Origin of the sequence: Klebsiella sp. CN_Kp088 (assembly GCF_040064335.1) — a bacterium.
Classification (GTDB): Bacteria; Pseudomonadota; Gammaproteobacteria; order Enterobacterales; family Enterobacteriaceae; genus Klebsiella; species Klebsiella aerogenes.
The window spans coordinates 231,467-257,937 of sequence record NZ_JBEAIQ010000014.1 but is presented as its reverse complement, the minus strand read 5'-3'; the positions used below and the strand labels follow the sequence as shown (position 1 = coordinate 257,937).

Annotated in this window: 23 protein-coding genes and 1 other annotated feature; of the genes, 10 read left to right on the top strand and 13 right to left on the bottom strand. The window is 57.6% G+C overall.

What is annotated here, in order from left to right:
* Positions 1 to 61: 61 nt before the first annotated feature.
* Together ybbP and ybbA are read right to left on the bottom strand one after the other, a co-directional pair.
* Positions 62 to 2,476 carry a putative ABC transporter permease subunit YbbP gene (gene ybbP / locus ABLV08_RS04795; RefSeq protein ID WP_348855614.1) on the bottom strand — a complete coding sequence of 805 codons (2,415 nt, stop codon included), beginning with the start codon at positions 2,474 to 2,476 and terminating at the stop codon, positions 62 to 64.
* On the bottom strand, positions 2,473 to 3,159 hold the full coding sequence (gene ybbA / locus ABLV08_RS04790; protein ID WP_015367886.1) for a putative ABC transporter ATP-binding protein YbbA: 687 nt from the start codon (positions 3,157 to 3,159) through the stop codon (positions 2,473 to 2,475). Before ybbA ends, ybbP begins: the two co-directional genes overlap by 4 nt.
* On the opposite strand from ybbA, the gene tesA reads away from it, so the two are divergent.
* From tesA to ABLV08_RS04775, 3 genes are read left to right on the top strand one after another with little or no spacing between them, the layout of a single operon-like run.
* A complete protein-coding gene (gene tesA, locus ABLV08_RS04785; RefSeq protein ID WP_015704624.1) occupies positions 3,127 to 3,753 on the top strand; it encodes a multifunctional acyl-CoA thioesterase I/protease I/lysophospholipase L1 in 627 nt (208 codons plus the stop codon). The two genes, ybbA and tesA, sit on opposite strands and share 33 nt — an antisense overlap.
* The gene (locus tag ABLV08_RS04780) at positions 3,743 to 4,549 is read left to right on the top strand and encodes an SDR family oxidoreductase (RefSeq protein ID WP_162182302.1); all 807 of its coding nucleotides are present in this window, start codon (positions 3,743 to 3,745) and stop codon (positions 4,547 to 4,549) included. The genes tesA and ABLV08_RS04780 overlap by 11 nt, the downstream gene beginning before the upstream one ends.
* A gap of 58 nt (positions 4,550 to 4,607) precedes the next feature.
* Complete coding sequence (locus ABLV08_RS04775) at positions 4,608 to 5,462, top strand: co-chaperone YbbN (protein ID WP_015367889.1); 855 nt, start codon at positions 4,608 to 4,610, stop codon at positions 5,460 to 5,462.
* Positions 5,463 to 5,556: 94 nt separating this feature from the next.
* Here ABLV08_RS04775 and fetB read toward each other — a convergent pair whose 3' ends face one another.
* Together fetB and fetA are read right to left on the bottom strand one after the other, a co-directional pair.
* Positions 5,557 to 6,339, bottom strand: a complete 783-nt coding sequence (fetB, locus tag ABLV08_RS04770) for an iron export ABC transporter permease subunit FetB (RefSeq protein WP_015367890.1) — start codon at positions 6,337 to 6,339, stop codon at positions 5,557 to 5,559.
* Positions 6,326 to 7,003 carry an iron ABC transporter ATP-binding protein FetA gene (gene fetA / locus ABLV08_RS04765; RefSeq protein ID WP_348855613.1) on the bottom strand — a complete coding sequence of 226 codons (678 nt, stop codon included), beginning with the start codon at positions 7,001 to 7,003 and terminating at the stop codon, positions 6,326 to 6,328. Before fetA ends, fetB begins: the two co-directional genes overlap by 14 nt.
* 139 nt (positions 7,004 to 7,142) lie before the next feature.
* On the opposite strand from fetA, the gene ABLV08_RS04760 reads away from it, so the two are divergent.
* Positions 7,143 to 8,060: an SPFH domain-containing protein gene (locus tag ABLV08_RS04760; protein WP_020079443.1), complete on the top strand. Its 918-nt coding sequence runs from the start codon at positions 7,143 to 7,145 to the stop codon at positions 8,058 to 8,060.
* Entirely contained in the window at positions 8,057 to 8,515 is a 459-nt protein-coding gene (locus tag ABLV08_RS04755) for an NfeD family protein (RefSeq protein ID WP_348855612.1), read from the top strand. Before ABLV08_RS04760 ends, ABLV08_RS04755 begins: the two co-directional genes overlap by 4 nt.
* Here ABLV08_RS04755 and cueR read toward each other — a convergent pair.
* Complete coding sequence (gene cueR, locus ABLV08_RS04750; protein WP_348855611.1) at positions 8,512 to 8,922, bottom strand: Cu(I)-responsive transcriptional regulator; 411 nt, start codon at positions 8,920 to 8,922, stop codon at positions 8,512 to 8,514. The two genes, ABLV08_RS04755 and cueR, sit on opposite strands and share 4 nt — an antisense overlap.
* Before the next feature lie 105 nt (positions 8,923 to 9,027).
* Here cueR and copA point away from each other — a divergent pair, with 105 nt between their 5' ends.
* From copA to ybaK, 3 genes are all read left to right on the top strand, one after another.
* Entirely contained in the window at positions 9,028 to 11,529 is a 2,502-nt protein-coding gene (copA, locus tag ABLV08_RS04745; RefSeq protein ID WP_348855610.1) for a copper-exporting P-type ATPase CopA, read from the top strand.
* 129 nt (positions 11,530 to 11,658) lie between these two features.
* Entirely contained in the window at positions 11,659 to 12,453 is a 795-nt protein-coding gene (locus ABLV08_RS04740; RefSeq protein ID WP_015367896.1) for a TraB/GumN family protein, read from the top strand.
* Positions 12,454 to 12,654: 201 nt separating this feature from the next.
* Entirely contained in the window at positions 12,655 to 13,134 is a 480-nt protein-coding gene (gene ybaK, locus ABLV08_RS04735) for a Cys-tRNA(Pro)/Cys-tRNA(Cys) deacylase YbaK (protein ID WP_015367897.1), read from the top strand.
* A gap of 58 nt (positions 13,135 to 13,192) precedes the next feature.
* Here ybaK and ushA read toward each other — a convergent pair whose 3' ends face one another.
* The gene (gene ushA / locus ABLV08_RS04730; RefSeq protein ID WP_045388544.1) at positions 13,193 to 14,845 is read right to left on the bottom strand and encodes a bifunctional UDP-sugar hydrolase/5'-nucleotidase UshA; all 1,653 of its coding nucleotides are present in this window, start codon (positions 14,843 to 14,845) and stop codon (positions 13,193 to 13,195) included.
* A gap of 170 nt (positions 14,846 to 15,015) precedes the next feature.
* Here ushA and ABLV08_RS04725 point away from each other — a divergent pair, with 170 nt between their 5' ends.
* A complete protein-coding gene (locus ABLV08_RS04725) occupies positions 15,016 to 16,236 on the top strand; it encodes an MFS transporter (RefSeq protein ID WP_015367899.1) in 1,221 nt (406 codons plus the stop codon).
* Positions 16,237 to 16,471: 235 nt separating this feature from the next.
* A complete protein-coding gene (gene ybaL / locus ABLV08_RS04720; RefSeq protein WP_015367901.1) occupies positions 16,472 to 18,148 on the top strand; it encodes a YbaL family putative K(+) efflux transporter in 1,677 nt (558 codons plus the stop codon).
* Between the two features lie 40 nt (positions 18,149 to 18,188).
* Here ybaL and ABLV08_RS04715 read toward each other — a convergent pair whose 3' ends face one another.
* The 7 genes from ABLV08_RS04715 to dnaX all read right to left on the bottom strand — a co-directional run bounded on the left by ABLV08_RS04715 (position 18,189) and on the right by dnaX (position 26,406).
* Positions 18,189 to 19,493, bottom strand: a complete 1,305-nt coding sequence (locus ABLV08_RS04715) for an inosine/guanosine kinase (protein ID WP_015367902.1) — start codon at positions 19,491 to 19,493, stop codon at positions 18,189 to 18,191.
* Between the two features lie 63 nt (positions 19,494 to 19,556).
* Positions 19,557 to 20,519, bottom strand: a complete 963-nt coding sequence (gene hemH / locus ABLV08_RS04710; RefSeq protein ID WP_015367903.1) for a ferrochelatase — start codon at positions 20,517 to 20,519, stop codon at positions 19,557 to 19,559.
* 128 nt (positions 20,520 to 20,647) lie between these two features.
* Positions 20,648 to 21,292 carry an adenylate kinase gene (gene adk / locus ABLV08_RS04705; RefSeq protein ID WP_015367904.1) on the bottom strand — a complete coding sequence of 215 codons (645 nt, stop codon included), beginning with the start codon at positions 21,290 to 21,292 and terminating at the stop codon, positions 20,648 to 20,650.
* 223 nt (positions 21,293 to 21,515) lie between these two features.
* Positions 21,516 to 23,390 (bottom strand): molecular chaperone HtpG, encoded by a 1,875-nt coding sequence (gene htpG / locus ABLV08_RS04700; RefSeq protein WP_015367905.1) that lies wholly within the window; start codon positions 23,388 to 23,390, stop codon positions 21,516 to 21,518.
* 114 nt (positions 23,391 to 23,504) lie between these two features.
* A complete protein-coding gene (gene recR / locus ABLV08_RS04695; protein WP_015367906.1) occupies positions 23,505 to 24,110 on the bottom strand; it encodes a recombination mediator RecR in 606 nt (201 codons plus the stop codon).
* Positions 24,110 to 24,442: a YbaB/EbfC family nucleoid-associated protein gene (locus tag ABLV08_RS04690; protein WP_008805448.1), complete on the bottom strand. Its 333-nt coding sequence runs from the start codon at positions 24,440 to 24,442 to the stop codon at positions 24,110 to 24,112. Before ABLV08_RS04690 ends, recR begins: the two co-directional genes overlap by 1 nt.
* Before the next feature lie 56 nt (positions 24,443 to 24,498).
* On the bottom strand, positions 24,499 to 26,406 hold the full coding sequence (gene dnaX, locus ABLV08_RS04685) for a DNA polymerase III subunit gamma/tau (protein WP_125991637.1): 1,908 nt from the start codon (positions 26,404 to 26,406) through the stop codon (positions 24,499 to 24,501).
* Positions 25,102 to 25,166 (bottom strand) — a sequence feature (DnaX frameshifting element). Its footprint overlaps the gene before it by 65 nt.
* Positions 26,407 to 26,471: the final 65 nt, after the last annotated feature.

Sequence of the window (26,471 nt, the reverse complement as noted above, 5' to 3'; positions counted from 1 at the left end):
TTGTGCCGTTAAAATAAAAGCGCCGCGATATTGCGCGGCGCTTCATAAAAATGAAATCTATTTACTGGTTAAATTGTCGGAATAACGCTTTTCCTTTTAATAAGCGTAATCCCAACCATCCGCCGCACAACGATAATAATATAGCGCCGGATAATGGCAGCATAACCCACAGCCGCCAGTCCGGCGCCCATGGGAAATCAAACACCTTGGTTTGCAGCATCGCCAGCGCCACCTCGGCGCCAATGGCCGCCACCAGCCCCGACACCACGCCAAGCAGGGCGAACTCCGCCCACAGCGTGGTACGTAGCAAGGTTTTACCGGCCCCCAGCGTCCGCCAGACGACCAGCTCCTGATGCCGCTGACGCATCCCGACCTGTACCTGAGCCAGCAGCAATAGCACGCCGCAGGCGGTGACCAGCACCACCATGACCTCCAGCGCGCGACTTACCTGCGTCAACACCTGGCCTACCTGGCGCAGGATGGCGCCGATATCCAGCAGGCTAACGGTGGGGAACTCGCGATTAAGCTGGGTCAGCATCGCGTTGCCATTATCCCAGCGGAAGCTGGTGAGCCAGCTTTGCGGCTGCCCATCCAGCGCCCCTGGCGGGAAAATAAAGAAGAAGTTTGGCCGCAAGCTCTCCCAGTCAACTTTGCGCACGCTGGTCACCTTAGCGTTAAATTGCTGAGTGTCGCCGGTAAAGGTGACGCTATCACCGATCCTGACGCCCAACCGCTGCGCCAGCCCCTCTTCAATCGACACCTCGCCCGCCTTCGGCGGCCAACTGCCGGCCACCAGCGGATTATGATCCGGGCGCTGCTCGCTCCAGGTGAGATTAAGCTCGCGGTTTAGCGCTTCGTCTTTATTGCCCTCGGTGGTTTGACCGTTAATCTGCGTCAGCCGCGCGCGCACGATGGGGTAAAACTCCGCCGCCCGGGTCTGGTGTTCGGCAAGGAATGTCTTCACCGGCACCACCTGTTCGGGAGCGATATTAATCAGGAAGTAGTTCGGGCTTTCCGGGGGGAGTTGCTGTTGCCAACGCTCGAGCAGATCGCCGCGCAGCACCAGCAGAAGCGCCAGCAGCATAAACGACAGCGAAAACGCCGCCAGTTGGCTCAGCGTAGACCACGGTTGACGCAACAGGCGATTCACCGCCAGGCGCAACGGTAACGCTTTCAGCGTTAAGCGCTTGAGCAACCACAGTAAGGCCCAGCCTACCAGCCCGCACAACAGCGCCAGTACCAGCGCCCCGACCAACACCGACCACAGCAGCGGGCTACCGCCCATCAGCCATGCCAGTCCGCCGACAACCACCGCGCAAACCACCGGAATATAGTGTTTTAGCGGCCAGACGTTAGCCACCACATCTTGCCGCAATACCCGCAGCGGCAGAGTCGCCAGCAGCAGCCGGTACGGCCGCCAGCCGACCAGCAGCGAAATCACCACCATCGCGCCGATAGCCCACAACCACGGCCAGCCGCTGGCGGGCGGCAGCGCGGCGGGCAGCACCGGTTTAAGCATCAGCAGCAGGGCTTTTTCCAGCAGCAGCCCCATCGCGCCCCCCGCCACCACGGCCAGCACCAGCAACATTAGCCACTGACCGACGATAAGTTTACGCAGCTGCGCCCGCCCGGCGCCCAGCGTCTTAAGGATGGCGACCAGATCGTAGCGGCTGCGGCAGTAATGGCCCATCGCTACCGCTACCGCGGCGACCGCCAGCAGCAACGTTAGTAACGCGGACAGCAGTAAAAATTGCTGCGAGCGCTCCAGCGATTTACCCAACGCGCTATCATCCTGCTCCAGGCCAATCCAGCGATGTTCCGCGCCAAGCTTCGGCAGCAGCCACCGCTCGTAAGCCGCCAGCTGCTGTGCGCTACCGGCGAATTTATAGCGCCAGGAGACGCGGCTGCCGGGCTGTACCGCGCCGGTTTTCGCCACGTCGGCGATATTCATCATTAGCCGCGGCGCCATCTGGAAGGGGGTGAATCCGGCGTCCGGCTCTTGAATGACCTCGCCAGCGATGCGCAAGGTGGCGTCGCCAACGTCAATGTTATCGCCGGTTTTCAGGTTCAGTAATGCCATCAGCCTTGGCGCCAGCAGGACGCTGCCGCGCTGTGGTTTTAATCCCGCCGGTGCGGTCTCCAGCGTGCCGTACAGCGGATAAGTATCATCAACCGCCTTCACATCCGCCAGCTGCGGGGTATCGCCAGCGAAAGTCATGGTGGCGAAGCTCAGCTGTTCGCCGACGGTTAACCCTAGCGTACGCGCCTGGGCGAGCCACTCGGCAGGCACTTCGCGTGAACTGCGCAGGGTGCGATCCCCGGCCATGAATTCGCGGCTTTGCTGGCTCAACCCTTTTTCCATACGGTCGCTGATTGAGCCCAGCGCCAGCACGCAGGCCACCGCCATGCTTAATGCCAACCAGACGATGAGCAGCGAAGGCGAGCGCCATTCGCGCCAGAACCAGCGGGCTATCATGCTTCCTCCTGCAGCTTGCCATCCACCAGGCGTAAGCGACGATCGCAGCGCGCCGCCAGTAGCGGATCGTGGGTCACCAGAATCAGCGTGGTGCCGTGTTCGCGGTTGAGCGAGAACAGCAGATCGGCGATTTTATCGCCGGTGTGACGGTCGAGATTGCCGGTCGGCTCATCGGCAAACAGCAGCGCCGGACGGCCGTTAAAGGCGCGGGCCAGCGCCACTCGCTGCTGCTCGCCGCCGGAAAGTTGTGCCGGCAAATGGTGCAGCCGTTTGCCAAGCCCCAGCTGTTCAAGCAGCGCGCGCGCATCGCCACGGCTCTGGCTATCGCTGGCGCCGCGCAGCAATGCCGGCAGCTCGACATTCTCAAGGGCGTTTAGCGTCGGAATCAACATAAACGATTGAAAGACAAAGCCTACGTGCTTTGCGCGTAGCCTCGCGCGCGCCTCTTCATCCATTTGATGCAGCGGCTGCCCCAGAAGAGACACTTCGCCGCTGCTGCCATCGTCGAGCCCGGCGAGAATCGCCAGCAGCGTGGATTTCCCGGAACCGGACTCGCCAATCAGGGCGATGGTTTGCGCCGGTTTGACAACCAGCTCAACTCCGGTAAGGATGGACAGCTGATGCTCTCCCTGACCGACGGATTTCTTAAGATGATGAACTTCAAGTATGTTTTCCGCTGGCATTTGCCTTTCCTGTTTATGGTTCTGTTTACCTGCCGCGCGATGGCGGCGGATACGCTGTTAGTGCTTGGCGATAGCCTGAGCGCCGGCTATCGAATGGCGGCCAATACGGCCTGGCCTGCTCTGCTCAACGACAAGTGGCAGGCCAAAACGACGGTGGTCAACGCCAGTATCAGCGGCGATACATCGCAGCAGGGCCTGGCGCGCCTGCCGGCGCTACTGAAGCAGCACCAACCGCGCTGGGTGCTGGTGGAACTGGGCGGCAACGACGGGCTGCGCGGTTTCCCGCCGCAACAAACGGAGCAGACGCTACGCACCGTTATTCAGGATATCAAAGCGGCGAAGGCCCAACCGCTGCTGATGCAAATACGCCTGCCTGCCAACTATGGGCGCCGTTATAATGAAGCCTTTAGCGCGATTTATCCGCAGCTGGCCAAAGAGTTCGATATTCCTCTGCTGCCCTTTTTTATGGAGGAGGTTTATCTCAAGCCACAATGGATGCAGGACGACGGCATTCATCCTAATCGCGATGCGCAACCGTTTATTGCCGACTGGATGGCAACCCGGTTGGCTCCCTTAGTTAATCATGACTCCTGAACGCCGGGAGTCATTCACAGGTAAAGTTATGCAAAAATCGGTTTTAGTTACAGGATGTTCCAGCGGAATTGGCCTCGAAAGCGCGCTCGATTTAAAGCGTCAGGGCTTCCGGGTACTGGCAGCCTGCCGTAAGGGGGATGATGTCGCTCGTATGCAGGAACTGGGTCTGACCGGTATTTTGCTGGATCTCGATGATCCGCAAAGCGTCGAAAATGCCGCCGCCGAGGTCATCGCGCTGACCGAGAACCGCCTGTATGGCCTGTTCAATAATGCTGGCTACGGCGTCTACGGCCCGCTCACCACCATCAGCCGTCAGCAAATGGAACAGCAGTTTTCCGCCAACTTTTTCGGCGCCCACCAGCTCACCATGCTGCTGCTGCCCGCTATGCAGCCGCACGGCGAGGGCCGCATCGTGATGACCTCTTCGGTGATGGGGCTGATTTCCAGCCCCGGCCGCGGCGCCTATGCCGCCAGTAAATACGCGCTGGAGGCGTGGTCCGATGCGCTGCGCATGGAACTCCGCCACAGTGGCATAAAAGTCAGCCTGATTGAGCCTGGACCAATCCGCACCCGCTTTACCAACAATGTTAACCAGACCGGCGACAAGACGGTAGAAAACCCCGGTATTGCCGCGCGCTTTACGCTCGGCCCGGAGGCAGTGGTGGAAAAAGTGCGTCACGCCTTCGTCAGCGATAAGCCGAAACTGCGCTATCCGGTGACGCTGGTCACCCACGCGGTAGGCTGGTTAAAACGCCTGCTACCGGCCCGTGCGATGGACAAAATTATCCAGGGCTGAGTTGAAGCGCTGAATGTCGCCCCCATCTAAAACAGAAATCGACTAACGAGATACGCCCATGTCCGAACAGAATATTGTCAATATTACCGAAGCCAACCTGCAGCAGACGCTGCAGCAATCCATGAACGCGCCGGTGCTGTTTTATTTCTGGTCCGCCCGCAGCCAGCACTGCGAACAGCTGACGCCGGTGCTTGAGCGCCTGGCCGCCCAATACCACGGTCAGTTTACGCTGGCGAAAGTAGATTGCGACGCGGAGCAAATGCTGGCTTCGCAGTTTGGTCTGCGCGCGATCCCAACGGTGTATCTTTTCCAGAACGGCCAGCCGGTAGATGGTTTTGAAGGCCCGCAGCCGGAAGAGGCCATCCGCGCCCTGCTGGATAAAGTGCTGCCGCGCGAAGAAGAATTGAAAGCGCAGGAAGCGCTGGCGCTGATGCAGGAAGAAAAATACGCCGACGCGCTGCCGCTACTGAAAGACGCCTGGCAGTTGTCTAACCAGGATAGCCAGATTGGCCTGCTGCTGGCGGAAACGCTAATTGCCCTGCAGCGTTCCGATGAAGCTGAAAGCGTGCTGAAAACCGTGCCGCTGCAGGATCAGGACACCCGTTATCAGGGGCTGGTGGCGCAGATTGAACTGCTTAAACAAGCGGCTGATACCCCGGAAATCCAGCAACTGCAGCAGCAGGTCGAGCAGAACCCGGACGACGCGGCGCTGGCGTCTCAGCTGGCGTTGCAGCTGCACCAGGTTGGGCGCAACGAAGAAGCGCTGGCGCTGCTGTTCACGCATCTGCAAAAAGATTTAGGCGCCGGCGATGGCCAGGTGCGCAAAATGCTGCAGGAGATCCTCGCGGCGCTCGGCACCGGCGACGCCCTGGCGGCGAAATACCGCCGCCAGCTGTATTCATTGCTGTATTAATCAGAGGCGCTGATCCGGATAGCGCTACGCTTATCCGGGCTACAGATTACGCCGTGGTAGCCCGGGTAAGGCGTAAGCCGCTACCCGGGAATACTTACGGGCGCTTTTTCAACTGCGTCACAACCAATTGATGGCGGGCATTGAAGAACTTCCGGTAGGTCAGATAGCCGGCGATAATCGTCGACAGGCTGGCGGTCGATAGCAACATAAACGTGACCATAATCTGATACTTAATCGCCTTCACCGGATCTATCCCGGCGAAAATCAACCCCGACATCATGCCCGGCAAACTCACCAGCCCGACCGTTTTCGCCGAATCTACCGTGGGAATCAACGATGCGCGTATGCTATCGCGGATCAGCCGCGCGGAGGCCATCTTCGGCGTCGCGCCAAGACTTAGCTTCTCCTGAATCTGCTGCTGCTCGCTGTTAAAACGCTGGCCCATATTGTTGTAGCACAGCCCTACCGCCACCATGGCGTTACCGGCCACCATGCCGGCAATCGGAATAACCTGCATCGGCACAAAGGCGATCGACCCCGAGAAGACCAGCACCGCCAGGGTTAGTCCGGCGCCGGTGGTAATAGCGATAAACGATGAAACAAAAGCTTTATCGATATATTTACTGCGCTTCTTCGCATTCCACGCCGCGTTAAAGCAGATAAACAGCACCATCAATAGCGTCAACACCGCATGATTGACGTTAAAGATATATTTCAGCACGTAGCCGACGATAATCAATTGCACTATCGCCCGGCAAATACTCCAGATGATATCTTTTTCCAGCGCCAATTTTTCCCGATAGCTGACGACGATTGCCACCAGCACCAGCACCATCGAGAGCGCCAGCGATTCGTTAGTAATATTATGCCCGTTCATTTTTTACCTCCTGCATTTTCCCACCGGCAGGCTGTAGCGTGATCACTTCATCAGCATGGGCAATTTCGTTCTGGTCGTGAGTGACCCACAGAATGGCCACCCCTTTTTCCGTCGCGTAGCGATGAATAATCTCGTTAACGTTGCGCTTATTACTTTCATCCAGCGCGCTGGTAATTTCATCAAGCAGCAGAACCTGCGGTAGAAACTGCAAATTACGAATGAGCGAGACCCGCTGTTTTTCACCGCCAGAAAGCTCATTAATGGATTTCTCCAGCGTATTATCCGCCAGCCCGAAGCGTTCGAGATCGGCAACCAGCGCTTTAGGATCCGGCTGTTTGTTGCGGATCTGCCATGGGAAGACCAGGTTGTCATAGACCGAATCGCCAAATAGCGCCGGGGTTTGCGCGCAATAACAAACCTGCTGGCGATAGTTTTCCGGCGACAGCGTGGCGATATCTTTATCGTTGAAAAAAATCTCTCCGCTGGTCGGGCTCAGCAGCGAGGCGATAATTTTCAGCAGCGTACTTTTGCCGCATCCGGATGGCCCGGTAATCAACTTAAATTCCCCGGCCGCAATCCGGAGATCGATATTATTCAGGATGACCGCGTCGTCGGTTTTAAAACCGACGCCCTCGAGGCGCAAAATCGCGTTATTTTCCTTCATTATATGTCCAGTTTATTTCCTAAAACCCAGACAGTTTACTCCAGTTTTCTTTCACCGGAACAAGGAGAAAGTTATACTCTGTTTAAACATGCGCCATTTCGCTGCGGCGCCCATCAGGCAACAAGACAGGAGGTTTTTGATGCTGATTTTTATCCCCGTTCTTATTTTTGTCGCACTGGTCATTGTGGGGGCGGCAGTAAAAATCGTGCCGCAGGGATATCAATGGACCGTCGAACGCTTTGGCCGCTACACGCAGACGCTGCAGCCGGGTTTAAGTTTAGTGGTGCCGTTTATGGACCGCATCGGCCGTAAAGTGAACATGATGGAGCAGGTGCTGGATATCCCTTCGCAGGAAGTCATCTCTCGTGATAACGCCAACGTCACTATTGACGCCGTCTGCTTCATTCAGGTGATCGATGCGCCAAAAGCCGCCTATGAAGTCAGCAATCTTGAGCTGGCGATCGTCAATCTGACGATGACCAATATTCGTACCGTACTCGGCTCAATGGAGCTGGATGAAATGCTCTCCCAGCGCGATAGCATTAACACCCGCCTGCTGCATATCGTCGACGACGCCACCAATCCGTGGGGGGTGAAAATCACCCGCGTCGAAATCCGTGACGTTCGCCCGCCGGCGGAGCTTATCTCCTCGATGAACGCCCAGATGAAAGCCGAGCGAACCAAACGCGCCTATATCCTTGAGGCTGAAGGGGTGCGCCAGGCGGAAATTCTCAAGGCCGAAGGCGAAAAGCAGTCGCAGATCCTCAAAGCCGAAGGCGAACGTCAGTCTGCCTTCCTGCAGGCGGAAGCCCGCGAACGTTCCGCCGAAGCGGAAGCCCGCGCCACCCAGATGGTGTCATCGGCGATTGCTTCAGGGGACATTCAGGCGATTAACTACTTCGTGGCGCAGAAATATACCGACGCGCTGCAGCAGATTGGCGCCGCCAACAACAGCAAAGTGGTGTTGATGCCGCTGGATGCCAGCAGCCTGATGGGCTCGATAGCCGGGATCGGCGAACTGCTGAAAGAGAGTAGCGCCGAGCGGAAAAAATCATGATCGCCCTGATCCTCGCCCATCCGCATATTTTCTGGCTGACCCTTGGCGGGCTGTTGCTGGCGGCAGAGATGCTCGGCAGCAACGGCTACCTGCTGTGGAGCGGCGTAGCTGGCGTCGTCACCGGCCTGCTAATATGGGCTATTCCGCTCAGTTGGGAATGGCAAGGGACGCTGTTTGCCGTCCTTACCCTGCTGGCGGCGTGGCTGTGGTCAAAATGGCTGCGTAAACGCATGAGGCAGCAGCGCCCCGCCGACGCGCAGCTTAACCAGCGCGGCCAGCAGCTGGTTGGCCGCCGTTTTACTCTCGACAGCGCGCTTGAAAACGGCCGCGGCCACGTCCGCGTCGGCGACAGCTCCTGGCCGGTGCTTGCCGATGAAGACCTCGCGGCGGGCAGCAAGGTTGAAGTAGTCGCCGTCGAAGGGATTACCTTGCGGATAAGAGCCGCCGTCCGCTAAGCCTGCGCTTTGCGGTGACAACAGCCGGAAAGATTATCAATAATCGGGCAATCCGCGCTCTCATCGCCGGGGCAGGCGTCCGCCAGCGCCAGCAGATGCGCACGCATGTTTTGCAACTCGCGGATATGGTTCTCAATATCCGCGACTTTCTCCAGCGTTCGTTTTTTCACATCGGCGCTGTGCCGCGACGGATCTTTGAATAACGTCACCAGCTCGCGGCACTCTTCCAGGTTAAATCCCACCTGCCGCGCCTGACGCAGCAGCGTCAGTTCATCAAGGTGCTTCTGAGTGTAGGTACGGTAGCCGTTATCGCTGCGCAGCGGCGCCGTCACCAGCCCTTTCTCTTCGTAAAAACGAATCGCTTTGCTGGTTAAACCGGTTTTTTTCGCCACATCGCTAATATTCATTTTTCCCCCTTGACCTTCCCCTTGCTGGAAGGTTTAACCTTCTTAATACTCGATGAAAGAGTGTGTTCGGTCAATCATTAACCGGAAATTATTCAGGAGTTTTTTATGTCTAACACTATCGACCTGACGCTTGACGGCCTCTCCTGCGGCCACTGCGTTAAACGCGTGAAAGAGAGCCTCGAACAACGTCCCGACGTTGAACAGGCTGATGTAACCGTTACCGAAGCCCACGTCACGGGTAGCGCCAGCGCTGAAGCCCTGATTGAGACCATAAAACAAGCCGGATACGGCGCGGAGCTCAGCCACCCAAAGGCTAAACCGCTGGCAGAATCATCAATCCCGTCGGAAGCACTGACAGCGGCCACTCCTGAGCTTCCGGCAGCCCATGACGAGGATGACAGTCAACAGCTGCTGATCAACGGCATGAGCTGCGCCAGCTGCGTTTCCCGGGTACAAAACGCGCTTGCCGCGGTGCCGGGAGTCTCACAGGCGCGGGTAAACCTGGCGGAACGCACGGCGCTGGTGATGGGCAGTGCGTCCGCCGCAGAATTAGTGCAGGCGGTGGAAAAAGCCGGCTACGGCGCGGAGGCGATCGAAGACGATCTGGAACGCCGCGAACGGCAGCAGGAAACCGCCATCGCCACCATGAAACGTTTTCGCTGGCAGGCGATTGTCGCCCTGCTGGTCGGCGTACCGGTTATGGTCTGGGGCATGATCGGCGATAACATGATGGTCAGCGACGACAATCGATCGCTGTGGCTGGTCATCGGCCTTGTCACCCTCGCGGTGATGGTCTTCGCCGGCGGTCACTTCTACCGCAGCGCCTGGAAAAGCCTGAAAAACGGTACCGCCACCATGGATACGCTGGTCGCCCTGGGAACGGGCGTCGCCTGGCTATATTCAATGAGCGTCAACCTGTGGCCGCAGTGGTTTCCGATGGAAGCGCGCCACCTGTATTACGAAGCCAGCGCGATGATTATCGGTCTGATTAACCTCGGCCATATGCTGGAGGCCCGCGCGCGCCAGCGCTCCTCGAAAGCGCTGGAAAAACTGCTCGACCTGACGCCGCCTTCGGCACGCGTCGTGACGGCTGAAGGCGAGAAAGATCTGCCGCTCGCCGAAGTCCAGGCCGGCATGACCCTGCGCCTGACCACTGGCGATCGCGTTCCGGTTGACGGCGTGATAAGCCAGGGCGAAGCCTGGTTTGATGAAGCCATGCTCACCGGCGAACCGGTACCGCAGCAAAAAGGCGATGGCGACGCCATTCATGCCGGTACCGTGGTGCAGGACGGCAGCGTGCTGTTTACCGCCAGCGCCGTCGGCAGCCAGACCACGCTGGCGCGGATTATTCGCATGGTGCGCCAGGCGCAAAGTAGCAAACCGGAAATTGGCCAACTGGCAGATAAAATCTCGGCGGTATTTGTTCCGGCAGTGGTAGCCATTGCGCTGATTAGCGCCGCTATCTGGTACTTCTTCGGCCCGGCGCCGCAAATCGTCTATACCCTGGTCATTGCCACCACGGTACTGATTATCGCCTGTCCATGCGCATTGGGCCTGGCGACGCCGATGTCGATTATTTCCGGCGTCGGCCGGGCGGCAGAATACGGCGTGCTGGTGCGTGACGCCGATGCTCTGCAGCGCGCCAGCGAGCTCGATACCCTGGTGTTTGATAAAACCGGTACCCTGACCGAAGGCAAGCCGCAGGTGGTGGCCGTGAAAACCTTCGCCAGCTTTGATGAATCCACTGTCGTGCGGCTTGCCGCCGCGCTCGAGCAGGGTTCAAGCCATCCGCTGGCGCGGGCGATCCTCGATAAAGCCGCTGACAGCACTTTACCGGAGGTAAGCGGCTTCCGTACCCTGCGCGGGCTCGGCGTCAGCGGTGAAGCGGAAGGCCATCAACTGCTGCTCGGCAACCAGGCGCTGCTTAACGAGCAGCATATCGCTACCGCTGAACTGGAAAGCGAGATGACGGCACAGGCCTCGCGCGGCGCCACGCCGGTGCTGCTGGCGATCGATGGTCAGGCCGCTGCGCTGTTCGCCATCCGCGACCCGTTACGGGAAGATAGCATCGACGCGCTGGCGCGCCTGCATCGTCAGGGCTACCGGCTGGTGATGCTGACCGGGGATAACCCTACTACCGCCAATGCCATCGCCAAAGAAGCGGGCATTGATGAAGTGATCGCCGGCGTGCTGCCGGACGGCAAAGCCGATGCCATTAAACGTCTGCAGAGCCAGGGGCACAAAGTGGCGATGGTCGGCGACGGTATTAACGACGCCCCGGCGCTGGCGCAGGCGGATGTCGGTATCGCCATGGGCGGTGGCAGTGATGTCGCTATTGAAACTGCGGCGATCACCCTGATGCGCCATAGCCTTAACGGCGTGGCCGATGCTTTAGCGATTTCGAAAGCGACGTTACGCAACATGAAACAGAACCTGCTGGGCGCGTTTGTTTATAACTCGCTGGGTATCCCGATTGCCGCCGGGATCCTCTGGCCGCTGACCGGTACCCTGCTGAACCCGGTGGTCGCCGGCGCGGCAATGGCGCTGTCGTCAATCACCGTGGTGAGTAACGCTAACCGCCTGCTGCGCTTTAAACCGAAAGATTAGCGTAATCACAGGAAAACGGGCGCTGAGGTTACTCAGCGCCCGTTTTCCTGGCGACAATAAAAACCCGCGGGAAAGATGACGGCCACCACCAGATGCGCTAGCATGAATGCCTCACACTTCGGAGCGCGTATGGGCCTGTTAAACCGAATAAAAATGCTGTGGCGAGCCGCCGTCGGCTCGTCTTATTCCTGGCCTGCAATGGATATCGTCCTGCCCGGCGAACGTTATTTACACCTCGTCGGCAGCATCCATATGGGCACCCGCGACATGGCGCCGCCGCCGGCTAAGCTACTGAAAAAAATACGTCAGGCAGACGCCTTAATCGTCGAAGCGGACATCACCGGTAATGAAACGCCTTTCAGTAATCTCCCCTCTTATCCCCCGCTGGCTGAACGTCTGAGCGAAACGCAATTAGCAGAATTACGCTCACGCGCCGGCGAGCTGGGTTTGTCGGTCGATCTTTTCGATAGCCAGCCGCTGTGGCAGGTGGCGATGGTGCTACAAGCCACTCAGGCGCAAAAACTGGGATTACGGCCCGATTACGGCATTGATTATCAGTTGCTGATGGCTGCCCGCGAGAGCAACATAAGGGTGATGGAGCTGGAAGGCGCCGATAGCCAAATCGCGCTCCTGCGCAATCTACCAGACGCTGGTAAGGCGCTGCTGGAAGATACGTTGACCCACTGGCGCACCAACGCCCGTTTACTGCAGGTGATGATCGGCTGGTGGCTGGAGCAACCGCCGTCGCGCGGCGCGGAAACGCTGCCGACGACCTTCAGCCAGTCTTTATATGATGTACTGATGCATCAGCGCAACATAGCCTGGCGCGACACGCTGCTTGCTCTGCCGCCGGGGCGCTATGTGGTCGCCGTCGGCGCGCTGCATCTGTATGGCGAAGGGAACCTGCCGGATATGTTGACGTAAAAAAATGGCCAATATTGCTATTGGCCCGTCAAAGAGGAATTTCATCATTATTATTATCCCGGGATATACATCCCGGATCGTCTGATTGTCGCTCAAAGTGACCATCACTGCCAATACTATTGCGCAAGATGGTACTATTTTTTATACAACCCTCACGCGTATGCTGGTCATACGTTAGGTCGGTTGGTAAGAAGGATTACTATGACTCCCGCCGTTAAATTACTCGAAAAAAACAAAATTACCTTTCAGATCCACAGCTACGAACACGATCCTCAAGAGACCAATTTTGGCGATGAAGTGGTTCGCAAGCTGGGGCTCAATGCGGATCAGGTTTACAAGACGCTATTAGTGGCCGTTAACGGCGATATGAAACATCTGGCGGTCGCCGTCACCCCGGTTGCCGGACAGTTGGATTTGAAGAAAGTGGCCAAAGCGCTGGGCGCCAAGAAGGTAGATATGGCCGACCCAATGGTCGCACAGCGGATCACCGGATACCTGGTCGGCGGCATCAGCCCGCTGGGGCAGAAAAAGCGCCTGCCGACGGTGATTGATGCTCCGGCGCAGGAGTTTGCCACCATCTATATTTCCGGCGGCAAACGCGGGCTCGACATCGAACTGGCGGCAAGCGATCTGGCGAAGCTTCTGGACGCGAAGTTCGCCGATATCGCCCGCCGCGATTGAGAGACCGGATCCCGGATAGCGGCGCACGCGCCTTATCCGGGATCCGTTAAGCGATAGCTTACTGCCAGCTGACCTCGCCCTTCGGCTCGTAAGCCGCCGCATCCAGCGGCGAGTTCTTCTCGATGTACTCTTTCAGCACCTCGGCATCGATAAAGCCGGTATTGACGTATCCCGGTTTATTATCGATGTGCGGGTAGCCGTCACCGCCGGTGGCGTTAAAGCTCAGCGTCGCCATACGGTAAGTTTTCGCCGGTTCCACCGGTTCGCCTTTGATTTTCAGATCGTTAAGCTTGCCATCTTTGGCAACGAAACTGACGTTGGCGAACTGCGGATAAGCGCCGGAATCCGGCTTCATCTGCGCGACGGCGGTCAGGTACTCAGTCACCTCTTTACCGCTCATATCGACGTAAGTCAGCACGTTGCCGAACGGCTGCACTTTCATCACGTCTTTATAGGTAATATCACCCGCTTCGATAGAGTCGCGAATACCGCCGCCGCTCATCACCGCGAAATCAGCATTGCTGCGCGCCATCTGCGCCGCCAGCAGCAGACGCCCCATATTGGTTTGTACGAAGCGAACTTTGCTGCGATCGCCTTCAAGATGGCCGTTGACGCTGCCTATTTTCACCTGTAACTGCGCCTTGCCTTTATTCTGGAACGGCGTTAACAGCGAGAGCATCTGCGGGTTTTCAGCAATTTGCGGCGTATACAATACGCGCTCGCTCTGACCGTTATCCCAGGTGACTTTCTTCTTCAGGTTGACCGGGATCAGCTGATAGTGCACCAGCTTCATCTCCCCGTTGCGGAATTCAAAATCGGCGCGTCCGACATATTTACCCCACTCGTGAGCCTGCACGATCCAGATGCCATTCTGGCGATCCGGCGCGCACGGGGTGCCGGGGATATAATCGACCTGCTTTTTATTTTCCGAGGCCATGCAGACCGGATCTTGCGAATGGCCGCCGACGATCATCGCCAGCGATCCCGCTGGTAAACTCCGCGCCATTTCAACGTCGCCCGGCGCGTTAGAGCCGTGATTACCGTTGTCATAGTGGCCCATATGGGTGGTCGCCAGAATCACGTCCGGCTTTTCATTTTGCTGCAGTTCCTGAATCACCAGCTTGGCTTCTGCCGCCGGATTACGGAATTCGATATCGGTGAAATATTCCGGGTTGCCGATTTTCGCCGTATCGTCGGTCGTTAAGCCAATCACCGCAATTTTAAGCCCGCCGCGCTTAAACAGCGCCCAGGGTTTAAACAGGCGTTCGCCGGTGCTTTTCTGATAGATATTGGCCGACAGGAAAGGGAACTTCGACCACTTCTCCTGCTGGCGCAGCACGCTGAGCGGGTTATCAAACTCATGGTTGCCAACCGCCATGGCATCGTAGCCAATCAGGTTCATGCCGCGAAAATCAGGTTCTGCATCCTGTAAATCGGATTCCGGCACCCCGGTATTGATATCGCCGCCGGACAGCAGCAGGATGCTACCGCCTTCGGCCGCCACCTCTTTGCGGATACCGTCCACCAGCGTCTTCTGTGCCGCAAGGCCATATTCGCCATAGTCGTTGCGCCAGAAATGACCGTGGTGGTCGTTAGTGTGCAGGATGGTGATTTTATAGGTTTTGTCCTGCTCATAGGCCTGCGCTGACAGGCTGCCCAGCGATAAGGCGGCGAATAACGCCAGCGCTACGCCGCGTTTTAAATAATGCATGTTTCACTCCCTGACTTAATAACAAGTGCCGAAAGTATAGCGAGTCAGCCGCTTTGACAAATATGTTTTCAGAATTGCGACTTCCTTCAAACCTTAGGGACAGGTATGTTAGTCGGATAATAATTCAACCTGCATTCTCTACAACAAATAGAACTCGCTGAAGTGAACCTATGACAACCAACCAATCCGCTCAGTCCTTACCCGGTACCGGCGCGCCGCCGCAAAAAGCGCGCACCTCATTTGGCATCCTGGGGGCAATCAGCCTTTCCCATCTGCTAAACGACATGATCCAGTCGCTCATCCTGGCGATTTATCCGCTGCTGCAGGCGGAATTCTCGTTAACTTTCGTGCAGATCGGCATGATCACCCTCACCTTCCAGCTGACGTCATCGCTATTCCAGCCGGTGATTGGTTACATCACCGATAAACGCTCGATGCCGTGGTCATTACCGGTGGGGATGTGTTTCACCCTCTGCGGCTTAATTCTGTTAGCGCTGGCCGGCAGCTTCGGCATGGTGCTGCTGGCCGCTGCGCTTGTCGGTACCGGCTCTTCGGTCTTCCATCCGGAGTCCTCACGCGTGGCGCGGATGGCTTCCGGCGGCCGTCACGGCCTGGCGCAATCGCTGTTCCAGGTTGGCGGCAACTTCGGCAGCTCGCTGGGGCCGCTACTGGCGGCGGTAATCATCGCCCCCTACGGCAAAGGCAACGTCGCCTGGTTCGTGCTGGCCGCGCTGCTGGCGATCGTCGTGCTGTCGCAAATCAGCCGCTGGTATGCCGCGCAACACAGAATGAATAAAGGCAAACCGAAGCCGGTTATCGTTAATCCGCTGCCGCGTAACAAGGTCATCCTGGCCGTCAGCATTCTGTTAATGCTGATTTTCTCCAAATACTTCTACATGGCGAGCATTAGCAGCTATTACACCTTTTATCTGATACACAAATTCGGATTATCGGTGCAAAACGCCCAACTTCACTTGTTCGCCTTCCTGTTTGCAGTGGCTGCAGGAACGGTGATTGGCGGGCCTGTTGGCGATAAGATAGGTCGTAAATATGTAATTTGGGGCTCTATCCTCGGCGTGGCGCCATTTACCCTTATTTTACCGTACGCATCGCTGGAATGGACCGGGATCCTGACGGTGATAATTGGTTTTATCCTCGCATCAGCCTTTTCCGCTATCCTGGTCTATGCCCAGGAGCTGTTGCCGGGGAGAATCGGTATGGTTTCCGGCCTGTTCTTCGGCTTCGCGTTTGGCATGGGCGGCCTTGGCGCCGCGGTGTTGGGGTTGTTAGCCGACCATACCAGCATCGATCTGGTTTATAAAATCTGTGCTTTCCTGCCGCTTCTCGGCATTCTGACGATATTCCTGCCTAATAACCATCAAAAAGCCTGAGTATCTGGCGGCCAAAGTGAAAGTTTGGCCGCCACAACCCCTTATCCCATCAGCATTACGCCGCCATGACCTGTCGCCATTTTCCTGTCTGTGCTTTTTGCTGCCGTAATTCCAATTTTTCGCAAATTTCAATAATTATTCATAAACAAAACGAGCAAAAGTGTCATAAACTATTAATCGGTTTTTTGCTTTAAGTAGCGAAAATGGATCGGCTCACCACACGCAAGGAGACGGAATGCATCACGCAACACCGCTAATCACCACCATTGTCGGCGGCCTTGTGCTCGCCTTTATCCTCGGCATGATTGCCAATAAGCTACGTATTTCACCACTGGTAGGATATTTATTAGCGGGCGTGCTGGCCGGTCCATTTACTCCTGGTTTTGTTGCGGATACTAAGCTTGCGCCTGAACTGGCCGAACTTGGCGTCATCTTGCTGATGTTTGGCGTCGGGCTGCACTTTTCGCTGAAAGATCTCATGGCGGTAAAGTCGATAGCCATTCCCGGAGCCATCGCCCAGATAGCCGTGGCGACGCTGCTCGGGATGGCGCTCTCTTCCCTGCTCGGCTGGTCGCTGATGACCGGCATCGTTTTTGGCCTGTGTCTTTCCACCGCCAGTACCGTGGTGCTGCTGCGCGCGCTGGAGGAACGGCAGCTTATTGATAGCCAGCGTGGGCAAATCGCCATCGGCTGGCTGATCGTTGAAGATTTAGTGATGGTACTAACGCTGGTGCTGCTGCCCGCTATCGCCGGAATGGTCGAAAAAGGCGATGTTGGGCTGGCGTCGCTGGCGCTCGACATGGGCATTACCATCGGTAAAGTCGTCGCCTTTATCGCCATTATGATGCTGGTGGGCCGCCGTCTGGTGCCGTGGATCATGTCGCGCAGCGCGGCAACCGGCTCACGCGAACTATTTACCCTGTCGGTACTGGCGCTGGCGCTCGGCATCGCCTTCGGCGCCGTTGAGCTGTTCGACGTCTCCTTCGCCCTCGGCGCATTCTTCGCCGGGATGGTGCTTAACGAATCCGAACTCAGCCACCGCGCCGCTCACGATACGCTGCCGCTGCGCGACGCCTTCGCGGTGCTGTTCTTTGTCTCCGTCGGGATGCTATTTGACCCGATGATCCTGGTCGAACAGCCGCTGGCGGTGCTGGCGACGCTGGCGATTATCATCTTTGGTAAATCCGCCGCCGCTTTCTTCCTGGTACGTATGTTCGGTCACTCGCCGCGTACCGCCCTGACCATCGCCGCCAGCCTGGCGCAAATCGGGGAATTCGCTTTTATTCTTGCCGGTCTCGGCATGGCGCTGGATCTGCTGCCGCAGGCCGGGCAGAACCTGGTGCTGGCTGGGGCGATAATTTCGATTATGCTTAACCCGGTGCTGTTTACCCTGCTGGAAAAATATCTCGATAAAACCGAAACCCTTGACGAGCAGACGCTGGAAGAGGTGCTGGAAGACGAAAAACAGGTGCCGGTGGATATCTGCAACCATGCGCTGCTGGTCGGCTTTGGCCGCGTCGGCAGCCTGCTTGGCGAGAAACTGATGGCCCAGGGGATCCCGCTGGTGGTGATTGAAACCTCCCGCACCCGCGTGGATGAGCTGCGTGAGCGCGGCATCAGCGCCGTGTTGGGCAATGCCGCCAACGAAGAGATCATGAATCTGGCGCATCTCGACTGCGCCCGCTGGCTGCTGCTGACCATCCCTAACGGCTATGAAGCCGGTGAAATTGTCGCCTCAGCGCGGGAAAAATGCCCGAACATTGAGATTATCGCCCGCGCCCATTACGACGATGAGGTCGATTATATTACCGAACGCGGAGCCAATCAGGTGGTGATGGGGGAACGCGAAATCGCGCGGGCGATGTTACGTCTGCTGGAAACGCCGCCGGCTGGCGAGATTGTTACCGGTTGATCCGACGCCCCGCTCGCGGGGCGTACTCTTATCCACGGGATTAACGGTCCCAGTAGGCCTCTTCCAGACTATCTTCCCGCTCCGGCAGGCCGCGGGTTAAACGCGGCGAATGCTGATTCAGCACCTGATAGCTGACGCGGTTGGCGTATTTGCACACCTGCGCCAGCGATGAGTAGGTCAGCCATTTGCATTTATGTTTGCTGGAATTCGGCACGTTATTACGATGGTAGTTATTGGCGGTGATATCATGCAACAACGCCGCCAGCGCGCCGTCGCCTGCGCCGTTGGTGTTCATGATCTTCTCCGGGCCGCCCATATAAGGCGCGATGTGCGAATAGATACGCAGCGGATTAACGCAATCCTGATGGCGCATCGCGCGGCTGAATTCATACTGGTTGAACTCGGCAATCGCCCCCGGCAGGAGCGGATGCTGCGTTTTACGCTTCGCTTCCTCTTCGGTGAAGCTCGCCATATAGAGACCCGCCGGTCCTGCGGTACATAGCACCAGGTCGACCCAGTCCAGCGCTTTATCCGCCGCGGTGAGAGGGTCGGCGATACCGGTCAGCGCTTCCGCTTCTTCTTCATTCATCGCCAGAATCGAAACGTGTTCCTTGAGGAACTGCTGCCACCATTGCGGGTTGTCAGCAATCACGTATTTCGTTCCCAGCGTCAGCACCACCGGCACATCATGCTTTTTGGCATACTCAATGGCTTTCATCGTCGCGTCCGGCATCGGCTCGCCCGGCTTACAGCGCACGAGGTAGGAGGTTAGCACCAGCGCGGAAGCGCCGGCAATCACCTCTTCCGGAATGCTTTCCGGACGCAGCTTGTTCATGTGACCAGGACTGATGGCAAAGGTACGTTCGCCGCTATCGCTAATCAGCGTAAAACAGCGGCCAATGGCGCCATCAACGCCCTGCAGGTAGTTCAGGTCAGTACGGCTGGAGGTATTGCACAAGTAGCGATAAGCGTAGCCGCCGATCTCAATGTTGCTGCACATCACGCCGAGCAGCACCGAGCGGTCGTCCGCCAGCACCGAATAATTGTGCATGGTATTGCCAATGGTGCCGCCGGCAAATTGATGTGTGATCAGGCCGTCGCGTACCAGTTCCTGATACAACGCTTCGGCGACATCATCTTCAATTACCAGCGAATGACCGGCGCTCAGGCCGTAGCGTACGATAAACGCCTCATCCACTTTCGCTTCGATATCCACCAGCGTCTGGTCGATGCCAACCACCCAGGAGACGTTGGACTCATTTTCTGGCTGAATTTGTTGCAGCAGCGGATCGCGAGCGCTAACGGGGAAATAGTGTTTAGATTTGCGTTTACCGGGAAATTTCATAGTGGCGATTAAATGACAGGGAACAAGCGGGGAATAGTAGCATATTCCCCGCCACGCGCGCGATCAGCGATACGACGCGGTCAGGTTCACCATCATCTCAATATGTGCAGGATCGGCATTAAGCGCCGGAATATACTCATATTGCTTACCGCCGGCCTCAAGGAAAATTTCCCGGTTCTGCACCGCGATTTCTTCCAGCGTTTCCAGACAGTCGGCGGAGAAGCCCGGACAGATAACCTGTACGTGCTGTGTGCCCTTCTCGCCGAGCATTTTTAGCGTTTCGTCGGTATATGGCGTCAACCAGGGTTCGCGACCAAAGCGCGACTGGAAGGTCATCATCACCCGCTCCGGCGGCAGCCCGAGCACTGAAACCAGCTCGCGAGTCGTTACCCGGCAGCGCTGCGGGTAATCATCGCCCTCATGGGCGTAGCGTTGCGGAATACCGTGATAGGAGAGCAGCAGCACATCCGGTTCGCCGTGAACGGCGAACGAAGCGCGTACGCTGGCCGCCAGCGCGTGGATATAGTCAGCGTCGTCGGCATAGTCGCGGATAAACGAAACGCCCGGAATGGCGCGCTTTTTCGCGAGGATCCGCGCCAGTTCATCCCATACCGCCGCCACGGTAGAACACGAATATTGCGGATACAGCGGCAATACCACGATATGGTCAACGTCCTGGGCCAATAGCTCATCGACCGCGCTTGCCAGCGACGGCGAGCCATAGCTCATCCCCAGCGCTACTGGAACATCGGGTAGCCTGGCCGCCAGCGCCTGTTGCTGTTGCCGGCTATACACCATCAACGGCGAGCCTTCCGCCATCCACACAGACTGATAGAGCTTCGCCACGCGGGGAGCGCGAATCGGCAGTATGATGCCGCGCAGTAGCGGCCACCACAGCAGACGAGGCGTATCCACTACCCGTTTGTCGCTAAGAAATTGTCGCAGATAGCGCTTCACCGCATCGGGCGTGGGCGCATCGGGAGTGCCTAAATTGGCTAGCAAAATACCTGTTTTCGTCTGATGCATTACCGCCTCTTAACCATTTGAATCGCTGACAATTGTAGCGTAAATGGCGTTAAACGGAACCAATCATAGCAAAAGGTAGAAATGAGAGGTGTTCTCATCCTGCCGCAGCAGGATGAGAAAGGGCTTAATTAGCCGAGGATTTTTTCCAGATCGGCGCGCACGTCAGCCACCGCTTTGGTGCCGTCGACTTTCGCGTACTGGGTGTTACCCGCCTGCGCTTCTTTCTGATAGTAGCCGATCAGCGGCGCAGTCATCTGATGGTATTCCACCAGGCGCTTGCGTACGGTTTCTTCCTGATCGTCTTTACGGGTGGTCAGCTCTTCACCGGTCACGTCGTCTTTACCTTCAACCTTCGGCGGGTTGAATTTGATGTGATAGACGCGGCCGGAAGCGGCGTGTACGCGGCGGCCCACGATACGATCGACGATCAGTTCGTCCGGTACCGCGAACTCCAGAACGTAGTCAACGGCGATGCCGGCTTCTTTCATAGCGTCAGCCTGCGGGATAGTGCGCGGGAAGCCGTCCAGCAGGAAACCGTTACGGCAATCTTCCTGGGCGATACGCTCTTTCACCAGCGCGATGACCAGCTCATCGGTAACCAGTTTGCCGGCGTCCATAATGTCTTTCGCTTGTTTACCGAGCTCGGAGCCGGATTTTACCGCGGCGCGCAGCATGTCGCCGGTGGAGATTTGCGGAATACCGTATTTCTCCATGATGAACTGAGCCTGAGTTCCTTTACCCGCGCCCGGAGCGCCAAGCAGAATAATACGCATTACGAAAATCCCCTCAAATGTCGTTTCAATTTTTCAAAAAACGCTAAACCATACCACCAGAACGGCCATGGCTCAAGGAAGGCGGTACGGCTGAAACGGTTAATGGTCAGATATTTTATGCAATCTAATGTGAAATGCCCCGTATGAGCAAATCACTCAGACGGGGCATTTATTCCGTTCCCGGCGTCGCGTCGCTCGGCCGGGCTACTCATTCAGGTTCGCGTCAGGATGCCAGCAGCTGATTCATACGGCGGATGAACTGGTTAGGATCCTCCAGCGTACCGCGTTCCGCCAGCAGCGCCTGATCCAGCAGCAGTTCGACCCACTCGCCAAACTGCGCGTCGTCCTGGGTATCGGCGGCGCGTTTCACCAGCGGATGCGCCGGGTTCAGCTCGAAGATGTATTTCACTTCCGGCGCCGCCTGACCGGCAGCGGCGAACAGCTTCGCCATCTGGGTGCTCATTTCGTCGGCATCAGTGGTGACAATCGCCGGAGTGTCGGTCAGACGATGCGTCAGACGCACCTCTTTCACGCGCTCGCCCAGCAGGCCTTTCACACGCTCAACGAACGGCTCCAGCGCTTTTTCGGCTTCTTTGGTGGATTCGTCAACTTCGTCCGCCAGTTTCTCCAGCGACTCGTCGGCTTTGGCAACCGACTGGAACGCCTTGCCGTCGAACTCGGTCAGGTAGCTCATCATCCACTCGTCAATGCGATCGGACAGCAGCAGAACTTCGATACCTTTTTTACGCAGCAGCTCGAGGTGCGGGCTGCTCTTCGCCGCCGCATAGCTGTCGGCGGTGATGTAGTAAATCTTCTCCTGCCCTTCTTTCATGCGCGAAACGTACTCTTCCAGCGACACGGTCTGCGCGGAAGAATCGGTATGAGTAGTGGCGAAGCGCAGCAGTTTAGCAATCGCTTGCTGGTTGGAGGCATCTTCCGCCGGGCCTTCTTTCAGCACCAGGCCAAACTGTTTCCAGAAGGTCTGATATTTTTCGGCGTCGTCTTTCGCCAGCTTTTCCAGCATCTGCAGCACGCGTTTGGTCAGCGCGGTACGCAGATTACGGGTGACGTTGCTATCCTGCAGGATTTCACGCGACACGTTCAGCGGCAAATCGTTGGAATCTATCAGGCCGCGCACGAAACGCAGGTAGTTCGGCATAAACTGCTCGGCGTCATCCATGATGAAGACGCGCTGCACATACAGCTTCAGGCCGTGTTTATGATCGCGGTTCCACATATCCCACGGCGCCTGTGACGGAATATACAGCAGGCTGGTGTACTCCTGCTTACCTTCGACGCGGTTGTGGCTCCAGGTCAGCGGATCGCTGAAATCATGGGCAATATGCTTATAGAACTCTTTGTATTCGTCGTCGCTGACTTCAGATTTGCTGCGGGTCCACAGCGCCTGCGCCTTGTTGATTTTTTCCCACGAAATAACGGTTTCGCCGTCCACTTCTTCGCGTTTTTCAATCTCAACCGGCAGCGCGATATGGTCAGAATATTTACTAATGATCGAACGCACGCGCCAGTCGTTGAGGAAGTCGTCTTCGCCTTCACGCAGATGCAACGTGATTTCGGTTCCGCGATCGGCCTTAGTGATATCGGCAACAGTATATTCGCCTTCGCCAGCGGACTCCCAAAACACGCCGTTTTCCGGCTTGTCGCCCGCGGCGCGGGTGCGCACGGTGACTTTGTCGGCAACGATAAAGGCTGAATAGAAGCCGACGCCGAACTGGCCGATCAGCTGGCTATCTTTCGCCTGATCGGAACCCATAGATTCGAGGAACGCTTTGGTGCCGGATTTGGCGATGGTGCCGAGATGGTCAATGACCTCGTCGCGGTTCATCCCGATGCCGTTATCAGCGATGGTCAGCGTGCGGTTGTCTTTATCAAACGATACGCGTACGCGCAGCTCGCCGTCGCCTTCATACAGATCCGGCTGGGACAGCGCGCGGAAACGCAGCTTATCCGCCGCATCCGAGGCGTTGGAGATGAGCTCGCGCAGGAAGATTTCTTTGTTGGAATAAAGAGAATGGATCATCAGGTGCAGAAGCTGTTTCACTTCTGACTGGAAACCACGGGTTTCTTGTCCTTTCATGTAAGTCGACCTCAACAATGCCATTTATTATTAATGGAAATAACGTGTTGGGGAGGAGATGGGGATAGGTGCGGGAAATTTCAAGCGGAGGCAGCGAACGCCGCCTCCATTTGTTCAGAAAATAATCTTGTGGCGCCCGGCCAGTGAGTGCGACAGCGTGGTGCCGTCGACCATTTCCAGCTCGCCGCCAACCGGTACGCCGTGGGCGATGCGGCTGGCATCAACGCCATACTGCGCGCAGAGTTCAGCGATGTAGTTGGCCGTCGCCTCGCCTTCAACCGTTGGGTTGGTGGCGAGGATCAACTCGCTGATTGACTCGGCTTCGAGGCGCTGTTCGAGGCGGTCAAGCCCGATGTCATCCGGCCCGATACCGTCAAGCGGCGACAGGTGGCCCATCAGCACGAAGTAGCGGCCGGAATACTGCCCGGTCTGCTCAATGGCGTAGATGTCCGCTGGACTCTCCACCACGCAGATCTGACCGTTTTCCTGGCGACGCGGGTTGCTGCAAATATTGCACACCTCCTGCTCGGTGAAGGTGCGGCAATCGGCGCAGTGGCCGATTTCCGACATCGCGCGCGTTAGCGCCTGCGCCAGACGCATACCGCCGCTGCGATCGCGCTGCAGCAGCGTAAACGCCATGCGCTGCGCCGACTTCGGGCCAACGCCCGGCAGACAGCGCAGCGCTTCCATAAGCTGAGTTAACAGCGGGCTGGTTTGCATCAGAACGGCATCTTGAAGCCTGGCGGCAGCTGCATGCCGGCAGAAACAGAGGCCATTTTCTCTTTCTGGGTCTCTTCAATACGGCGCGCTGCGTCATTGAATGCGGCAGCCACCAGATCTTCCAGCATCTCTTTGTCGTCTTCCAGCAGGCTTGGGTCGATTTCCACACGGCGGCAGTTATGCGCGCCGTTGATGGTTACTTTTACCAGACCCGCGCCGGACTCACCGGTCACTTCCAGCTGCGCGATCTCTTCCTGCATTTTCTGCATTTTGTCTTGCATCTGCTGGGCCTGTTTCATCAGGTTACCCAGACCGCCTTTTCCACCAAACATAGGCTTCTCTCTCAGTAAGTCATCGTTAAGGTACTGAACGCCAGTCAGACTGGCGTTCAAATGGGGCGGATACTCTCTTCATCCAGATCGGCGTCGAAGAATCGTCGCAGGGTCTGGATGTTGTTATCCGCAATAATCGCGTCGCGCGCCTGCGCGAGCTTCTCTTCATAAATTGCCTGTCGCCACTCCAGCGGCGTGCGCATCGCCGAATTATCATCTTCAACGATGGTCAATTCAACCGGCGCACCGTACAACACGCCCAGCGCTTCAGCAAGTTTCTGCTGCGCGCCGGCGGAGTTGAGATGCCGCTGACTAGGGCGTAAATGCAGACATATGCGATTGCCGTCCTGCTCTTTCCACGCGTTCAGCGCCACCTGTTCAACCAGTTTCGGTACCGCCAACTGGCTCACTTCCGCCGCCCAGCTATCGCGCTCAACCGCTTCCACGGCTAGTTTCGCCGCCAGCTCCGGCGTTTTTTCATGCTCCAGCGCTTTTTTCAGCGCTTTCGGCGTGGCGACCTCGACCTGGGTCTCTTCAATCGGGGCCGTCGATTTCCAGCGATAGGCTTCTTTCTTCGCCGGGGCCTGCTCAAGCGCGGCCGCAGCCGGACGAGCCTGTACGCGCTCGGTAATCGAACTCAGTCGTTCCAGCGCAGCGTTATTCACCGGCCGCGCGCGGGATGCGGCTGCCGGTTCACTCTTTTTTGGGGTGGTTGCTCCCGGGGTTCGCTGCAGCCGACTGCGCGCCGCCAGCACCTGGCTGGTGCTTTGCGGCAGATTCTGCGGCGGCGGAGCCGATGCGACCGGCGGCGCTGTTTGCTGCTGCGGCACAGGCGCAGCGGTCTGCACGGGCTTCGCTTCCGGCTCCGGCAGCGGCTGGCGCGGATGGAAAGCCAGCGCGCGCAGCAGCGTCATTTCAACCCCCATACGCCGGTCTGGCGCATAAGGCAGCTCTTTGCGGCCAATCAGCAGCGTCTGATAGTAAAGCTGCACGTCGGCCGGCGGCACGGTACGCGCCAGCTCGCGCATACGTAGCTCGACGGCGGCCATATCCGCCCCCAGCGCCGATGGCGAGAGCTGAACCATCGCGATACGGTGCAGCAGACTTTGCATTTCCACCAGCAGCGCTTCCCATTCAACGCCGCGCGAGGCGGCGTCGCTGACGCCCGCCATCACGCGCTCGCCGTCGGCGGCCACCAGCGCTTCTATCAAGGATAGCGCCTGATCGTCGTCGAGGGTGCCGAGCATTTCGCTGACGGACTGCGCGGTTAAGCGGCCATCGCCGCTGGCGATTGCCTGATCGGTCAGGCTTAATGCATCGCGCAGGCTGCCATCCGCGGCGCGCGACAGCAGCTGCAGCGCACGCGGCTCAAACGCGATCTGCTCTTCGCCAAGGATGTGTTCAAGCTGATGGCGGATCTGTTCGACATCCAGCGCCTTGAGGTGGAACTGCAGGCAGCGGGACAAAATCGTCACCGGCAGCTTTTGCGGATCGGTGGTCGCCAGCAGGAATTTGACGTGCGCGGGCGGCTCCTCCAGCGTTTTCAATAACGCGTTGAAGCTGTGACGCGACAGCATATGCACTTCATCGATCAGGTAGACCTTGAAGCGGCCGCGGGCCGGCGCGTACTGGACGTTGTCCAGCAGATCGCGGGTATCTTCCACTTTGGTGCGCGAGGCGGCATCGATCTCAATCAGATCGACAAAGCGGCCTTGTTCTATTTCGCGACAGTTATCGCAGACGCCGCACGGCGTTGCGGTAATACCGCTTTCGCAGTTTAACCCCTTCGCCAACAGACGGGCGATGGAGGTTTTCCCTACTCCGCGGGTACCGGAAAAGAGATATGCGTGATGGATGCGCCCTAACGATAAGCCGTTCGCCAGTGCGGTCAGCACATGTTCCTGGCCGACGACGTCAGCAAAGGTTTGTGGGCGCCATTTACGGGCTAAGACCTGATAACTCATGGGCTGGCTCTGAAACGCTGGAAGGTGAATTCACGAGGGGGTAATGCTATCACAGCCCCGCCGGA

What these genes read in the sequence shown, in the direction of transcription:
- ybbP (WP_348855614.1), bottom strand. Translation starts at nt 2,476, where the DNA reads ATGATAGCCCGCTGGTTCTGGCGCGAATGGCGCTCGCCTTCGCTGCTC.
- tesA (WP_015704624.1), top strand. Translation starts at nt 3,127, where the DNA reads ATGATGAACTTCAAGTATGTTTTCCGCTGGCATTTGCCTTTCCTGTTT.
- ybbA (WP_015367886.1), bottom strand. Translation starts at nt 3,159, where the DNA reads ATGCCAGCGGAAAACATACTTGAAGTTCATCATCTTAAGAAATCCGTC.
- ABLV08_RS04780 (WP_162182302.1), top strand. Translation starts at nt 3,743, where the DNA reads ATGACTCCTGAACGCCGGGAGTCATTCACAGGTAAAGTTATGCAAAAA.
- ABLV08_RS04775 (WP_015367889.1), top strand. Translation starts at nt 4,608, where the DNA reads ATGTCCGAACAGAATATTGTCAATATTACCGAAGCCAACCTGCAGCAG.
- fetB (WP_015367890.1), bottom strand. Translation starts at nt 6,339, where the DNA reads ATGAACGGGCATAATATTACTAACGAATCGCTGGCGCTCTCGATGGTG.
- fetA (WP_348855613.1), bottom strand. Translation starts at nt 7,003, where the DNA reads ATGAAGGAAAATAACGCGATTTTGCGCCTCGAGGGCGTCGGTTTTAAA.
- ABLV08_RS04760 (WP_020079443.1), top strand. Translation starts at nt 7,143, where the DNA reads ATGCTGATTTTTATCCCCGTTCTTATTTTTGTCGCACTGGTCATTGTG.
- ABLV08_RS04755 (WP_348855612.1), top strand. Translation starts at nt 8,057, where the DNA reads ATGATCGCCCTGATCCTCGCCCATCCGCATATTTTCTGGCTGACCCTT.
- cueR (WP_348855611.1), bottom strand. Translation starts at nt 8,922, where the DNA reads ATGAATATTAGCGATGTGGCGAAAAAAACCGGTTTAACCAGCAAAGCG.
- copA (WP_348855610.1), top strand. Translation starts at nt 9,028, where the DNA reads ATGTCTAACACTATCGACCTGACGCTTGACGGCCTCTCCTGCGGCCAC.
- ABLV08_RS04740 (WP_015367896.1), top strand. Translation starts at nt 11,659, where the DNA reads ATGGGCCTGTTAAACCGAATAAAAATGCTGTGGCGAGCCGCCGTCGGC.
- ybaK (WP_015367897.1), top strand. Translation starts at nt 12,655, where the DNA reads ATGACTCCCGCCGTTAAATTACTCGAAAAAAACAAAATTACCTTTCAG.
- ushA (WP_045388544.1), bottom strand. Translation starts at nt 14,845, where the DNA reads ATGCATTATTTAAAACGCGGCGTAGCGCTGGCGTTATTCGCCGCCTTA.
- ABLV08_RS04725 (WP_015367899.1), top strand. Translation starts at nt 15,016, where the DNA reads ATGACAACCAACCAATCCGCTCAGTCCTTACCCGGTACCGGCGCGCCG.
- ybaL (WP_015367901.1), top strand. Translation starts at nt 16,472, where the DNA reads ATGCATCACGCAACACCGCTAATCACCACCATTGTCGGCGGCCTTGTG.
- ABLV08_RS04715 (WP_015367902.1), bottom strand. Translation starts at nt 19,493, where the DNA reads ATGAAATTTCCCGGTAAACGCAAATCTAAACACTATTTCCCCGTTAGC.
- hemH (WP_015367903.1), bottom strand. Translation starts at nt 20,519, where the DNA reads ATGCATCAGACGAAAACAGGTATTTTGCTAGCCAATTTAGGCACTCCC.
- adk (WP_015367904.1), bottom strand. Translation starts at nt 21,292, where the DNA reads ATGCGTATTATTCTGCTTGGCGCTCCGGGCGCGGGTAAAGGAACTCAG.
- htpG (WP_015367905.1), bottom strand. Translation starts at nt 23,390, where the DNA reads ATGAAAGGACAAGAAACCCGTGGTTTCCAGTCAGAAGTGAAACAGCTT.
- recR (WP_015367906.1), bottom strand. Translation starts at nt 24,110, where the DNA reads ATGCAAACCAGCCCGCTGTTAACTCAGCTTATGGAAGCGCTGCGCTGT.
- ABLV08_RS04690 (WP_008805448.1), bottom strand. Translation starts at nt 24,442, where the DNA reads ATGTTTGGTGGAAAAGGCGGTCTGGGTAACCTGATGAAACAGGCCCAG.
- dnaX (WP_125991637.1), bottom strand. Translation starts at nt 26,406, where the DNA reads ATGAGTTATCAGGTCTTAGCCCGTAAATGGCGCCCACAAACCTTTGCT.